This window comes from Pseudomonas sp. PGPR40, from assembly GCF_022014505.1.
In the GTDB taxonomy this organism is placed as follows: Bacteria; Pseudomonadota; Gammaproteobacteria; order Pseudomonadales; family Pseudomonadaceae; genus Aquipseudomonas.
Window position 1 is genome coordinate 94,261 of record NZ_JAKLSP010000023.1, and the last position, 14,174, is coordinate 108,434.

General features: G+C 60.8%; 12 protein-coding genes and 1 pseudogene. 5 read left to right on the forward strand and 8 right to left on the reverse strand.

Annotated elements, in window-relative coordinates; translation table 11 throughout:
* Positions 1-149 precede the first annotated feature (149 nt).
* A pseudogene (locus MEB48_RS20055) lies at positions 150-443 on the forward strand (cation:dicarboxylate symporter family transporter); the annotation flags it as partial.
* Between the two features lie 115 nt (positions 444-558).
* Here the strand turns inward: MEB48_RS20055 and MEB48_RS20060 are convergent.
* Complete coding sequence (locus MEB48_RS20060) at positions 559-1,071, reverse strand: dihydrofolate reductase (RefSeq protein WP_237885676.1); 513 nt, start codon at positions 1,069-1,071, stop codon at positions 559-561.
* 85 nt (positions 1,072-1,156) lie between these two features.
* Here MEB48_RS20060 and MEB48_RS20065 point away from each other — a divergent pair, with 85 nt between their 5' ends.
* Together MEB48_RS20065 and MEB48_RS20070 are read left to right on the forward strand one after the other, a co-directional pair.
* Positions 1,157-2,536: a DUF2868 domain-containing protein gene (locus MEB48_RS20065; protein WP_237885677.1), complete on the forward strand. Its 1,380-nt coding sequence runs from the start codon at positions 1,157-1,159 to the stop codon at positions 2,534-2,536.
* Entirely contained in the window at positions 2,529-3,905 is a 1,377-nt protein-coding gene (locus MEB48_RS20070; RefSeq protein WP_237885678.1) for a GTPase/DUF3482 domain-containing protein, read from the forward strand. Before MEB48_RS20065 ends, MEB48_RS20070 begins: the two co-directional genes overlap by 8 nt.
* 155 nt (positions 3,906-4,060) lie before the next feature.
* Here the strand turns inward: MEB48_RS20070 and MEB48_RS20075 are convergent, their stop codons facing one another.
* Positions 4,061-4,483 (reverse strand): hypothetical protein, encoded by a 423-nt coding sequence (locus tag MEB48_RS20075; RefSeq protein WP_237885679.1) that lies wholly within the window; start codon positions 4,481-4,483, stop codon positions 4,061-4,063.
* 231 nt (positions 4,484-4,714) lie between these two features.
* Positions 4,715-6,988, reverse strand: coding sequence for a heavy metal translocating P-type ATPase (locus MEB48_RS20085; protein ID WP_237885680.1), 2,274 nt, complete (start codon positions 6,986-6,988; stop codon positions 4,715-4,717).
* 84 nt (positions 6,989-7,072) lie between these two features.
* Here MEB48_RS20085 and cadR point away from each other — a divergent pair, with 84 nt between their 5' ends.
* Entirely contained in the window at positions 7,073-7,522 is a 450-nt protein-coding gene (gene cadR / locus MEB48_RS20090; protein ID WP_007897786.1) for a Cd(II)/Pb(II)-responsive transcriptional regulator, read from the forward strand.
* Positions 7,523-7,642: 120 nt separating this feature from the next.
* Here cadR and MEB48_RS20095 read toward each other — a convergent pair whose 3' ends face one another.
* The 3 genes from MEB48_RS20095 to MEB48_RS20105 all read right to left on the reverse strand — a co-directional run bounded on the left by MEB48_RS20095 (position 7,643) and on the right by MEB48_RS20105 (position 10,352).
* Positions 7,643-8,614 carry a thymidylate synthase gene (locus tag MEB48_RS20095; protein ID WP_237885681.1) on the reverse strand — a complete coding sequence of 324 codons (972 nt, stop codon included), beginning with the start codon at positions 8,612-8,614 and terminating at the stop codon, positions 7,643-7,645.
* 65 nt (positions 8,615-8,679) lie between these two features.
* Positions 8,680-9,486, reverse strand: a complete 807-nt coding sequence (lgt, locus tag MEB48_RS20100) for a prolipoprotein diacylglyceryl transferase (RefSeq protein ID WP_237885682.1) — start codon at positions 9,484-9,486, stop codon at positions 8,680-8,682.
* An 83-nt stretch (positions 9,487-9,569) separates the two neighbouring features.
* Positions 9,570-10,352, reverse strand: a complete 783-nt coding sequence (locus MEB48_RS20105) for a sulfite exporter TauE/SafE family protein (protein ID WP_237885683.1) — start codon at positions 10,350-10,352, stop codon at positions 9,570-9,572.
* A 134-nt stretch (positions 10,353-10,486) separates the two neighbouring features.
* On the opposite strand from MEB48_RS20105, the gene MEB48_RS20110 reads away from it, so the two are divergent.
* A complete protein-coding gene (locus tag MEB48_RS20110; protein WP_237885684.1) occupies positions 10,487-11,233 on the forward strand; it encodes an NRDE family protein in 747 nt (248 codons plus the stop codon).
* 132 nt (positions 11,234-11,365) lie between these two features.
* Here MEB48_RS20110 and ptsP read toward each other — a convergent pair whose 3' ends face one another.
* Complete coding sequence (gene ptsP / locus MEB48_RS20115) at positions 11,366-13,645, reverse strand: phosphoenolpyruvate--protein phosphotransferase (RefSeq protein ID WP_237885685.1); 2,280 nt, start codon at positions 13,643-13,645, stop codon at positions 11,366-11,368.
* Positions 13,646-13,667: 22 nt separating this feature from the next.
* Positions 13,668-14,147, reverse strand: coding sequence for an RNA pyrophosphohydrolase (locus MEB48_RS20120; RefSeq protein WP_007897732.1), 480 nt, complete (start codon positions 14,145-14,147; stop codon positions 13,668-13,670).
* Between the last annotated feature and the right edge of the window lie 27 nt (positions 14,148-14,174).

Genomic DNA, 14,174 nt, shown 5'->3' on the forward strand with positions numbered 1-14,174 from the left:
CAAATAAGTGTGACAGTCCTCGTCTGTCAGCGACCGCCCGCGTTCCTATTGCGCCAGCTGCATCCCTGACAACGACACTGGCTTATTCCAAAAACGACAGCAACCATACGTTTTCGATATTAATTCATTAGTTTTCAAGCTGTTACTCGCTGGACCCGCTGTGGATCGCAACGTTGGTGGAGATTGTGACGCTGAGTTCGGCCGGTGTGGCCGGGGTCGGTGGTGGCGCGACGTTCGCCGCGTTGATCGTGCTGCCGGCCATGGGCTTGCCGGTGTCACTGGTGGCGTTGCTGATTTCGGTTGAGCCGCTGATCGATATGGGGCGTACGGCGTTGAACGTCAGTGGTTCGATTACGGCGGGGGCGATTAACAGCCAGGTGATGCAGCAGACGGATAAGGAATTGCTGGAGGCGGATGAGCATGGGGCGTTGGCTCACGCTTAAGACTTTTATCGTCTGAGCGGGCCTCTTCGCGGGCAAGCCTCGCTCCTACAGGATCTGTGTCGATCACCTAGTGGTCACCACAACCCTGTAGGAGCGAGGCTTGCCCGCGAAGCTTTCAGGCTTTTTCCCACACCTCAAAGCTATACGCCGGCTTATCACCCTCCGCCGGATTCGGAACATTCGATACCAGTTTCCACTGGTTCAAATCAAACTCCGGAAACCACGCATCCCCTTCCGGGCTCAGCGCCACGCGGGTCAGGTACAGCCGATCAGCCTGTGCCAACCCTCGCGCATACAACTGCGCCCCGCCAATCAACATCACCTCATCGACGCCTTGCTCGTTCGCCCATTCCTCGGCGCGAACCACTGCTGCCTCCAGCGACGGATAAACTTCCGCGCCTTCCAGCTGCAGATCCGTCTGACGGCTGACCACGATGTTCAACCGGCCGGGCAGCGGTCGACCGAGGGAATCCCAGGTCTTGCGACCCATGATGATCGGCTTGCCGAGGGTGGTGGCCTTGAAGTATTTGAAGTCCCCCGGCAAGTGCCAGGGCATGCTGTTGTCGACGCCGATCACACGGTTTTCACCGAGGGCTGCGATCAGGCTGAGGGGGGGTGATTTAGTCATGTCGGCGAGGATACCAGAGCCTCCCTTACCCCGATAAGCGTCACAGCGGTTATGCTCACCGCTCAATTAAGCGACGGGATGCCGCGTGACTGAACTGACTCCACTGCAAAACCTCTGGCTGAGCGAAACCGTGCGTCTGCGTGAAGAACACGCCGGCCCCCTGGACGATCTGGAAGCCAATCGAATCGCCCGTAGCGCCGGCGGCGATCTGCCGACGCGCATTCAACGCCGCGCCCTGTGGCTGGCCGAGCGCGACGGACAGACCCACGCCCTCAAACATTGGCTGCAAGGCGCACGATTGGCGCTGATTGTGCTGACTGTTCTGGCCGTGATCAGCGGCGCCGGCCTGGCGTTTGCCGCATTGGGCGATGGCCAGACCCCGGTCAATGTGTTCTGGGCGTTGGGCAGCCTGCTCGGACTGAATCTGATTTTATTGCTGAGCTGGGCCCTGGGTCTGGTGTTTGCCGGCGAGCAGGGTGCCGCCCTCGGACGATTATGGCTGTGGCTCAGTGAAAAACTCGCCCGCGATGCCAACGCTGCGCAACTGGCGCCAGCTCTGCTGCTGTTGCTGCAACGGCAGAAGCTCAATCGTTGGGCGCTGGGCGTGCTGGTCAACGGATTGTGGTTGCTGGCGATGCTCAGCGCCTTGGTGATGGTGCTGACGCTGATGGCGACCCGGCGCTACGGCTTCGTCTGGGAGACCACTATTCTCGGCGGCGACACCTTCGTCGCCATGACCCAAGCCCTCGGTGCCTTGCCGGCCTTGCTCGGTTTCAGTGTGCCCAGTGTGGAGATGATCCGCGCCAGCGGCGATGCCGCGCTGAACATCGAAAGCGCCCGCCAGGCCTGGGCGGGGTGGCTGGTTGGGGTGCTGCTGGTGTACGGCGTTTTACCGAGATTGTTGCTCGCATTGTTCTGCCTGTGGCGCTGGAAAACCGGTCAAGCAACCCTGCATTTGGATCTGAACCTGCCCGGCTACGCCCAGTTGCGCGAACGGCTGATGCCCACCAGCGAACGACTGGGCATCAACGATGCCGCGCCTGCGCAGCTTCATCGGGTTGAAAACACTGCCAGCGATCTGCAAAGCGATGGCGCGCTGTTGGTGGCCATCGAACTGGACGACCAACGCCCCTGGCCGCCGCAGCTGCCGAAAAACGTCAACAACGCCGGCGTCCTCGACAGCCGTGAATCCCGGCACAAACTGCTCGAACAGCTGAGTCGCTTTCCCCCGGCCCGTCTGGCCATCGCCTGCGACCCACGGCGTTCGCCGGACCGTGGCAGCCTGGCGCTGATCGCCGAACTGGCCCGCAGCGCCAGCGCCACCCGTGTGTGGTTGCTGCAAGCGCCGCCCGGCGAAGCGCTGGATGCCGAACGCCTGGGCGACTGGCATGTTGCGCTACGACAACTTGACCTGCCCTTCGCCGATTGCGCGCCGTTGAACTGGCTGGAGACGGGTCATGACTGATGTGTGGAATAAGCCATTAAAGCTCGCCGTGGTCGGTCATACCAATGTCGGCAAAACTTCATTGCTGCGAACGCTGACACGAGACGTCGGCTTCGGCGAAGTGTCCCATCGGCCCAGCACCACTCGCCACGTCGAAGGCGCGCGATTATCGGTAGATGGCGAACCGTTGCTCGATCTCTTCGACACTCCCGGCCTGGAAGATGCAATCGCCCTGCTCGACTACCTTGAGCGCCTGGAACGGCCCGGCGAACGCCTCGACGGCCCGGCACGACTGACGCGTTTTCTTGAGAGCAGCGAAGCCCGGCAGCGCTTCGAACAGGAAGCCAAAGTGCTGCGGCAATTGCTCGCCTCGGACGCCGGCCTTTATGTGATCGACGCCCGGGAGCCGGTGCTGGCCAAGTACCGCGACGAACTGGAAGTGTTGGCCAGTTGCGGAAAACCGCTGCTGCCGGTGTTGAATTTTGTCAGCAGCGCCCAGCATCGCGAACCTGATTGGCGCGAAGCCCTGGCGCGATTGGGTTTGCATGCATTGGTGCGTTTCGACAGCGTCGCGCCACCGGAAGATGGCGAACGCCGACTCTATGAAAGCCTCGCGCTGCTGCTGGAAAACTCCCGCGAACAACTGGAGCGCTTGATCGCCGACCAGCAGGCCCAACGCCTGGTCCGTCAGCAAAGTGCAGCGCGGCTGATTGCCGATTTATTGATCGATTGCGCCGCCTGCCGCCGCAGTGTGGTCAGCGAGGCGGCGCAGGAACAGCAAGCGATCAGCGAACTGCGCAAAGCCGTGCGTCAGCGCGAACAACGCTGCGTCGAGGCTTTGCTCAAGCTCTACGCCTTCCGCCCACAAGATGCGGCGGCCAGTGACTTGCCGTTGCTCGATGGCCGCTGGGGCGATGACCTGTTCAACCCGGAAACCCTGAAGCAGCTCGGTGTGCGGGTCGGCGGCGGTATCGCAGCCGGCGCGGCGGCCGGGGCCGGGGTTGATTTGCTGGTGGGCGGCCTGACCCTCGGCGCCGCGGCACTGGCCGGAGCAATTGCCGGCGGCGCCCTGCAAACCGCCCGCAGTTACGGCAGCCGCCTGCTGGGAAAAATCAAAGGGCAGCGAGAACTGACCGTCGACGACGGCGTATTACGGCTGTTGGCCTTGCGCCAGCGACAATTGCTGCAGGCTCTGAATTCCCGTGGGCATGCGGCGATGGACAGCATTCAGGTCGCCACGCCGCAGGACAAAACCTGGCGCGAAGGGAAACTGCCGGATGCGCTGAACAAGGCGCGGGCGCATCCGCAGTGGTCGTCGCTCAATCCGCATTCGAAGTTGAGTCAGGCGGAGCGCCAAGAGCAGATTGAGGTGTTGGCGCAGCAACTGTAATGGCCGGAACACTTGTTTTGTCTGGGCTGACACCATCGCGAGCAGGCTCACTCCCACATTGGATCTGCGTCTGATCACAGATGAATGTTCCAGCACCAAATCCCTGTGGGAGTGAGCCTGCTCGCGATGGCCGCGACTCGAAATCGGAGTGAACGCTACCAGCCGACCGTCAAAAATTCCCGCACCAACGCCCTGACCCGGTTCCGATCCGTACGATTGGCATATCCGTCATTGTCCACATCGCCGCTCAGTATCACCTCGAATGCACCATCGTTATCAAGATCATGGACCGCAGCCTTGTAAATGATTGTCGGGCCCTCGTGAAAATGCAGTCGCACCGATTCCGGTGTGCCGTCGACGGAAGGGTTCAGCGAAAAAATCCGCAGGTGCCGCTCCTCGCTTTCACCCGTGTTGTACCAAGCGCACTTTGAATAAGTCGCACCTAGTGCCTTAAGTCGTTGCCGTTCTAGCGCTGTCGCTTCGCGCAACAACTGTTCACCTTCATAAAACCGGAAATGAAGGCTATCCGGCTGACCCGAACCGCTTGGGTCCTGTGCAATGACTTTTAGATAACGCATCCAAGCGTTCCTTGTCGAAAAACTCAGCCTGAACCTTTTCGACAGTGGGTTCCATGCGGGCTTTCCCTATCGCCCGTCAGACAAGTCATCAAGCGTTGCGGGACAACAACTCGACAGCCTTGCCTTTCAAGATACCGAGATCGATCATCGGCACTGCATCCGCAAACGGACGGCACACAACAGATCCTGCTCGAAGGCTTCAGCCTCGACAGCTGTCATCTTCCCGCCCGTCTATTTACGCAACAGGCGCAAACCATTGAACACCACCAACAAGCTCACGCCCATGTCAGCGAACACCGCCATCCACATGGTGGCAATCCCGGCGAAGGTTACCCCAAGAAAGATCGCTTTGATGACCAATGCCAGAGCGATGTTCTGTTTGAGGATATTCGAAGTCTGCCGCGATAGGCGGATGAAGGCCGGAATCTTGCGTAGATCATCGTCCATCAGGGCGACATCAGCGGTTTCAATCGCAGTATCGGTACCGGCGGCCGCCATGGCGAAACCGATTTCGGCCCGCGCCAGTGCCGGGGCGTCGTTGATGCCGTCGCCGACCATTCCGACCCGATGGCCCTGGGCATAAAGCGTTTCAATGGCCTGCTGCTTCTCGGTCGGCAACAGATCGCCCTGCGCCTGATCGATGCCCACGTGGGCGGCGATGGCCTGAGCGGTATGAACGTTGTCGCCGGTCAACATCAGGGTTTTGATGCCCAACTCATGCAGTTGCTGGATCGCTTCGCGACTGGACGCTTTCACTGTGTCTGCTACGGCAAACAATGCCAGTGGACCGGACTTGTCGAGCAACAGCACCACGGATTTGCCCTGTTTCTCCAGAGCAAACAGTTTCTCTTCCAGCGCTGGTGAACACAGGCCCAAATCTTCCACCAGGCGATGGTTGCCCAAGTGGTAGAGCTCACCGTTGATCTCGCCGCGCACACCACGACCGGCCAGGGCTTCGAAGTTATCCACAATCAGCGGCGCGCGTTGGCTGTCGACAACTGCATCCACAGCCGCATTGGCAATGGCCAGCGACACAGGGTGATCCGAGCGCCCGGCCAGTGCCGCCGCAACGGCCGGGGCTGTTTCATCAGCGGTTGGGTCGAGGGACACATAGTCGGTCTGCACCGGTTTACCGTGAGTGAGGGTGCCGGTCTTGTCGAGAGCCAGGTAATCGAGTTTGTGGCCGTGCTCCAGATAGACGCCGCCCTTGACCAGAATCCCTTTGCGCGCCGCCGCCGCGAGGCCGCTGACGATGGTCACCGGGGTGGAAATCACCAAGGCACACGGGCAGGCGACCACCAGCAACACCAGCGCCCGGTAGATCCAGTCGAACCACAACGCGTCCATGAACAGCGGCGGGATCACCGCCACGGCCAAGGCCAGGATGAACACCGCCGGGGTGTAGATTTTCGAGAAGGCGTCGACGAAACGCTGGGTCGGCGCCCGCGCACCCTGAGCCTGTTCCACGGCGTGGATAATCCTCGCCAGGGTCGAATTGTTCGCTGCGGCAGTCACGGTATATTCCAGCGAACCGGACTGGTTGATGGTGCCGGCGAACACCTTGTCTCCGACGGTTTTCTCCACCGGCAGGCTTTCGCCGGTAATCGGCGCCTGATCGATGGTCGAGTTGCCGGACAGCACTTCGCCGTCCAGACCGATCCGCTCACCGGGACGCACCCGCACCCGTGCACCCAGTTCGATGCTTTTAACCGGTCGTGCGACCCAGCTGCCGTCGGCCTGCTGAACCGTGGCTTGCTCGGGGGCCATCTGCATCAGCCCGCCGATGGCGTTGCGTGCCCGGTCCAGGGACCTGGCCTCGATCAACTCGGCCACGGTGAACAGGAACATCACCATCGCCGCTTCCGGCCATTGGCCGATCAGGATCGCACCGGTCACTGCGATGCTCATCAGCGCGTTAATGTTCAGGTTGAGGTTTTTCAGGGCAATCCAGCCCTTTTTGTAGGTGCTGAGGCCACCGCTGAGGATCGAAATCAGCGCGATAACCGCCACCACCCAGTTCGGTGCCGCATTGGTGAAGTGGATCAGCTCGGCGGCCAGCGCCCCGACGCCGGACAGCGCCAGCGGCCACCAGGGCTTTTGCACAGGTTCAGGGCTCGACGCTGGCGTTTCAGCGCTCTGCTCCATCGGCTCGGCGTGCATGCCGAGAGACTTGATTGCTTCGATGATCGGCGTGGTGCTCGGCAGGTCATGGGTCACGCCCAACACCCGGTTGATCAGGTTGAATTCCAGTTGCTGCACACCCGAAAGCTTCCCCAGTTTGTTCTGGATCAGCGTCTGCTCAGTCGGGCAGTCCATCGCCTCGATGCGGAAACTGCTTAGCCGCGCGCCAGCGGTCGGCGTCTCGCTCAACAAAATCCGCGAAGGTGCCGCCGCCTTCGAGGAACAGCAGGAATCCCCGTGGCTGCCATGATCATGCTTCTGTACAGGCTGTAGCTTGTGGCTGTGCCCAGCCTCGGGTTTGTGGGTGTGCAAAGAATCACTCATTGGTCGCGTCCATGAAGGTGCCTGTTGCCAAGTAAAGACCCTGTAGCCACTATAGGGTCAAGCACCCTTCTGGAGATTGTCGCGATGAAAATCGGAGAACTGGCGAAACTCACCGACTGCGCAGTGGAAACCATTCGCTACTACGAGCGCGAAAACCTCCTGCCGGAGCCGGCCCGCAGCGACGGCAATTACCGCGTCTATACCCAGGCCCACGCAGAGCGCCTGACCTTCATCCGCAACTGCCGCACGCTGGACATGACCCTCGAGGAAATCCGCAGCCTGCTGGCCCTGCGCGATAGCCCGCAGGATCAATGCGAAAACGTCAACGCGTTGATCGACGAACACATCCACCATGTGAAGGCACGAATCGACGGTTTGCTGGCCTTGCAGACACAACTGCTCGACCTGCGCCAACGCTGCAGCGAAGGGCCGGATATCGATCAGTGCGGGATTTTGCAGCGGCTGGAAGTGAGTGGCGGGGTTGTGGCGACGGAGGTTGAGCATTCCCATGTCGGGCGCAGTCACGGCCATTAGCGGTCAATGATCGTTCCCACGCTCTGCGTGGGAATGCAGCCATGGACGCTCCGCGTCCACTGTGACGCAGAGCGTCACGGGATTCATTCCCACGCAGAGCGTGGGAACGATCAGGAGGGACTAGACCGCCATCGGCGCGGTCATCGGTGCGTGGTGCTCGTAGCCTTCCAGCGAGAAATCACTCGGCTCGATCTGCTCCAGCCATTCCGGCTGATAAACACCGGTCTTGGCAAACTCCGGCACGCGATCACTGATCACCAGTTTCGGCTGCGGGAACGGCTCGCGCTTGAGCTGTTCGTTGAGCATGTCCAAATGGTTTTCGTAGACGTGGGCGTCGCCGATGAAATAGGTGAACCAGCGCGGTGTGTAACCGGTCAGGCGACCAATCAGGCTCAGCAGCGCGGCGCCTTCGGTGAGGTTGAACGGTGTGCCCAGGCCCAGATCGTTGGAGCGGATGTAGAGGGTCAAAGAAATCTCTTTGGTCTCGACATTCGGATGGAACTGATACAGCAAGTGGCACGGCGGCAGAGCCATTTCATCGAGCTGCGCAACGTTCCAGCCGTGGAACAGAATGCGGCGGCTGCCCGGGTCCTTGATGATGGTGTCCACGCATTGGCGGATCTGGTCGATCGCCTTGTACAGCACCACGTAGGCCTGACCGGCCTCGGAGCCCTCGGCGATTTGACGATAACCCTGGCTCAACGTCTGCTCGATGGCGGCCTGGTTACTGACCGGGATCTGCTTGTACGCCGGCCATTTGCGCCATTGCACGCCGTAGATCTCGCCGAGATCGTCTTCGCCCTGACGGAACGGGTTGGCCAGCCACTGCGCATTTTCGTTGGCGTTCTGGTCCCAGACCTTGCAGCCCAGCGCACGGAATTCGGCGGCGTTGTTCACCCCGCGCAGAAAACCGCACATTTCGCCGATGGCGGATTTGAAGGCCATTTTGCGAGTGGTGATCGCCGGAAAACCTTCCTGCAGATCGAAGCGCAGCATCGCGCCCGGAAAGCTGATGGTGTTCACGCCGGTGCGGTTGGCCTGTTTGGTGCCGTTCTTGATGACGTGGGCGACCAGTTCGAGATATTGCTTCATGAATTACCTGTGTCCTTGAACCCGGGGCCAAAGCCCCCGGGGTTCGAATGTATAGCGCCTGCTTTTTATACAGCAGCAGCGGGAGCCGCCGGGGCGCGTCGATAAGCCAGCCAGATCAGGAACAGCCCGCCGACGATCATCGGTACGCACAGCACTTGGCCCATGGTCAGCCAGTTCCACGCCAGATAACCCAGTTGCGCGTCCGGCACGCGAAAGAATTCGACGATGAAGCGGAAGATGCCATAGAACAGCGCGAACATCCCGGACACCGCCATGGTCGGCCGCGGCTTGCGCGAGAACAGCCAGAGAATCGCGAACAGCGCCACGCCTTCCAGCGCGAACTGGTACAGCTGCGACGGGTGACGCGCCAGTTGCGCCGGATCGGTCGGGAAGACCATCGCCCACGGCACGTCGGTCGCCTTGCCCCACAACTCGGCGTTGATGAAGTTACCGATGCGCCCGGCACCCAGGCCGATCGGCACCATCGGCGCGACGAAGTCCATCAGCTCGAAGAACGACTTGCCGTTCTTTTTACCGAACCACAACGCCGCCAGCATCACACCGATAAACCCGCCATGGAACGACATGCCGCCCTTCCACACTTCGAAGATCAGCAGCGGGTTGGCGATGTAGGCGCTCAGGTCGTAAAACAGCACATAACCCAAACGGCCACCCACGATGACGCCCATCGACATCCAGAACACCATGTCGGAGAGTTTCTCTTTGCTCCAGGTCGGGTCGAAGCGGTTCAGCCGACGGGACGCCAGCCACCATGCGCCGCCGATGCCGATCAGGTACATCAGACCATACCAGTGGATTTTCAGCGGACCGATGGCCAGGGCCACCGGGTCGATCTGCGGGTAAGGCAGCATTGCGACTCCTCGTTAGAGTTGAAATCTTCAAATTCCCGGGGCGACCCTGTCACGCCAGGATTAAGCCAGGATTGCGCCACGCGTCAGAGCAGGAAGCTCAAGCCGACGCAAAACAGCAAAGCGGCAAACAGTCTTTTCAGCAAGCGCGGCGACAGCGCGTGGGCCAGTCGCGCACCGAGGCGGGCGAAAACCATGCTGGTCAGGGCGATCCCCAGCAGCGCCGGCAAATAAACAAAACCGAGACTATGGGCCGGCAGCAGTGGATCGTGCCACCCCAGAATCATGAAACTTAATGCACTGGCCAAGGCGATTGGCAGGCCACAGGCCGACGAAGTGGCCACCGCTTGCTGCATCGGCACGCTGCGCCAGGTCAGGAACGGCACGGTCAACGAGCCGCCGCCGATTCCGAAAATCGCCGAGGCCCAGCCAATGACACTGCCAGCCACGGTCAGACCGACTTTACCGGGCACCGTTCGGCTGGCCTTGGGCTTGAAGTCCAAAGCGAGTTGAACGGCGATGGTCAGCGCGAATACACCAATGATCTTCTGCAAATGTGGTCCGGAAATCGCTTCGGCAGTCAATGCGCCGAAACCGGCACCGATCAGAATGCCGAATGTCATCCAGGCAAAAATCGGCCAACGCACGGCGCCGCGGCGATGGTGCTCGCGAATCGCATTGATCGACGTAAAGATGATCGTCGCCAAAGAGGTGCCGACTGCCAAATGCGTCAGGATCGACGCATCAAATCCCTGCAAAGTGAAACTGAACACCAGCACCGGGACAATAATAATCCCACCGCCTACCCCGAACAGCCCGGCCAGCACGCCCGCACAGGCGCCCAGCGCCAGATAGAGCAGAAATTCCATGGCCACATCCCCAAGCATCCCGATTCAGGAGCGGCATGGTAACGGAAGCATGGCCTCGGGCTCCACTGTGGATGGCGATGGATCGATGAGCGATGTCTGCGTAGAGTGAGCAAAAAACACACAAGGACCACCTTATGTGCCTGATTGTTTTTGCCTGGCGACCGGGCCACGCCCAGCCGCTGATCGTGGCGGCCAACCGCGATGAATTCTATGCCCGGCCCAGCCTGCCCCTGGCGCAATGGCCGCAAGCCCCGCACGTGTACGCCGGTCGCGACCTTGAAGCTGGCGGTACGTGGCTCGGTGTCGGCGCCCACGGGCGCTTCGCCGCGCTGACCAATATCCGTGATCCCCTTCAACCGCCAGCGCGCAAATCGCGAGGCGAACTGGTGGCGCAGTTTCTCAGCGGGGACATGTCGATTGACGACTATTTAAAGGATGTTGTCGGACGCTCACCTGAATATGCCGGATTTAATCTGTTGCTCGGCAATGCCCACGAGTTATGGCACTTCAACGCTCGGGAGACAGAGGCGGTCATGCTCAAACCGGGCATTTATGGGTTATCGAACGCGGGGCTGGATACGCCGTGGCCGAAAGTGCTCAAAGCCAAGGCAGCATTGAGCGAGGTGTTGGGCGCTCCGCAGCCGCAGGCGCTATTGGCCTTGCTCAGCGATCCGCAGACGGCGCCGCTTGCCGAATTGCCGGACACTGGCGTGGGGCAGGCCACCGAGACGTTGTTGTCGAGCGTGTTTATCAAGAGCCCGACTTACGGGACTCGGGCGAGCACGGCATTGATTGTTCAGGCGGATGGGGTGCGGCATATGGTCGAAAGGAGTTTCGGGCCGTATGGGGGGCATTTGGGGGAAGTGGAAGTCAGGATTTAATCAGGCGTTGTCAGTGCTGACGCTTTCGCGAGCAAGCCCGCTCCCACATTTGGTCTCTGGTGTTCACAAATAATGTGCTCACTGAAGATCGAATGTGGGAGCGGGCTTGCTCGCGAAGAGGCCCTCAGCGTTTCAGAGGGTTTTAACCGAAGCCGGATTAATCATCCGCGCCAACCCAAGATTCTTCAGCGCCAGTTGCAACGAGCTGTGGATAACTTGCGGGTTGTCGATGGTCATCAGTTCCGCCAGCAACTCCTTGGCCTTGCTCAGGTTGATCTGGCGCAACATCCACTTCACTTTCGGCAAGTTGGTGGCGTTCATCGACAGGCTGTCGAAACCCATCGCCATCAACAACACAGCCGCCGCCGGATCACCCGCCATTTCGCCGCAGATACTCACGGGCTTGCCTTCGGCATGGGCATCGCGCACCACGCTCTGCAAGGCTTGTAACACTGCCGGGTGCAGGTAGTCGTAGAGATCGGCCACCCGCGGGTTGTTGCGGTCCACCGCCAGCAGGTACTGAGTCAGGTCGTTGGAGCCGACCGACAGAAAGTCTACTTGTCGCGCCAGTTCCTTGGTCTGATACACCGCCGCCGGAATCTCGATCATTACGCCAACCGGCGGCATCGGCACGTCGGTGCCTTCATCGCGGACTTCGCCCCAGGCCCGATGGATCAGGTGCAAGGCTTCTTCCAGCTCGTGGATGCCGGAGATCATCGGCAGCAGGATGCGCAGGTTGTTCAGGCCTTCGCTGGCCTTGAGCATGGCGCGGGTCTGCACCAGGAAGATTTCCGGGTGATCGAGGGTCACGCGAATGCCGCGCCAGCCGAGGAACGGGTTGTCTTCCTTGATCGGGAAGTACGACAGCGCCTTGTCGCCACCAATGTCCAGGGTACGCATGGTCACCGGTTGCGGGTGGAACGCGGCGAGTTGTTCGCGATAGATCGCCAACTGCTCCTTTTCGCTGGGGAAGCGCTGGTTGATCATGAACGGCACCTCGGTGCGGTACAGTCCCACGCCCTCGGCACCGCGCTTCTGCGCCCGCGCCACGTCCGCCAGCAGGCCGGTGTTGACCCACAGCGGCATGCGGTGACCGTCGACCGTTATGCACGGCAGGTCCCGCAAAGCATCCAGCCCGAGCGCCAGTTGTTTCTCTTCCTCGACCACCTCGGCGAACTGCTTGCGCAGCACATCACTCGGGTTGGTATAGACCTCCCCGTGGTAGCCGTCGACGATCATCTGGATGCCGTCGACCTTGGAATACGGCAAGTCGACCAGGCCCATCACCGTTGGAATACCCATGGCGCGCGCCAGGATCGCCACGTGGGAGTTGCCGGAACCGAGTACTGACACCAGGCCGACCAGCTTGCCTTCCGGCACCTCGCCGAGCATCGCCGGCGTCAGTTCTTCGCTGACCAGAATGGTGTTGTCGGGGTAGACCAGCGTCTGCTGCCGCTCTTCCTGCAGATAAGCCAGCAAGCGCCGACCGAGGTCTTTGACGTCCGAGGCGCGCTCTCGCAGGTAGGCGTCGTCCATCAATTCGAAACGGTTGACGTGGTCGGTGACCACCTGACGCAGTGCGCCCTGGGCCCACTGACCGGTCTTGATCACCGTGGTGATTTCGCTGCCGAGCGAGGCATCGTCGAGCATCATCAGGTAAACGTCGAATAGCGCCCGCTCTTCAGGCCGCAGCTGGGTAGCCAGCTTGGCGGACAAGGCACGCATGTCGGCGCGCACGCCTTCGATGGCGGTCTTGAACAATCCGAGTTCCGCATCGATGTCGGAGATGGCCTTGTCCGGCACTACGTCCAGATCGGCCGGAGGCAGCATGACAACCGCGGTTCCGACCGCCGCGCCCGGCGAACCCGGTACACCGACGAACTTTGCTTCCTGGATACCTTTGCCCTGACGGCCCAGGCCACGGATCGAACCGGTGGCCTCGGCGTGGGCGATAACGCCGGCGAGTTGCGCGCTCATGGTCACGAGGAAGGCTTCTTCACCTTCATCGAACTGACGGCGTTCTTTTTGCTGAATGACCAATACGCCGACGACGCGACGGTGGTGAATGATCGGCGCCCCGAGGAACGAGGCGTAGCGTTCCTCACCGGTCTCGGCGAAGTAACGATAGCGCGGGTGATCCGCGGCGTTTTCGAGGTTCAGGGGTTCTTCACGCGTGCCGACCAGACCGACCAGACCTTCGTTGGGTGCCATGCTGACCTTGCCGATCGAGCGCTTGTTCAAGCCCTCGGTGGCCATCAGCACGAAGCGGTTGGTCTCTGGATCAAGCAGGTAGACCGAGCAGACCTGGCTGCCCATGGCCTCTTTGACGCGCAACACAATAATCCCCAACGCCGCCTTGAGATCCTTGGCGGAGTTAACTTCCTGGACGATCTTGCGCAGCGTATTGAGCATGGCTCGGGGTCGAACTCCGTCGTCAGTCGCGCGCTAAAAGGCGCGGGGCAAGCTCTTTGAGAGCGCGTCGATACACCTCGCGCTTGAATGTCACCACCTGGCCCAACGGATACCAATAACTGACCCAGCGCCAGCCATCGAATTCCGGTTTACCGGTCAAATCCATCCGCACCCGCTGCTCGTTGGAGATCAGGCGCAGGAGAAACCATTTCTGCTTCTGGCCGATGCACAGCGGTTGGCTGTGCGTCCTGACCAGACGTTGCGGCAAACGATAACGCAACCAGCCCCGGGTGCAGGCGAGAATTTCAACATCTTCGCGCTCCAGGCCCACTTCTTCGTTCAACTCGCGGTACAAGGCGTCTTCCGGCGTCTCCTGGGGGTTGATCCCTCCCTGTGGAAACTGCCAGGCATCTTGATTGATACGGCGAGCCCATAGCACCTGGCCGGCATCATTCGTCAGAATGATCCCGACATTGGGGCGGAAACCATCGGGGTCGATCACGGCAACAACCTCGCAAACGCATATCGC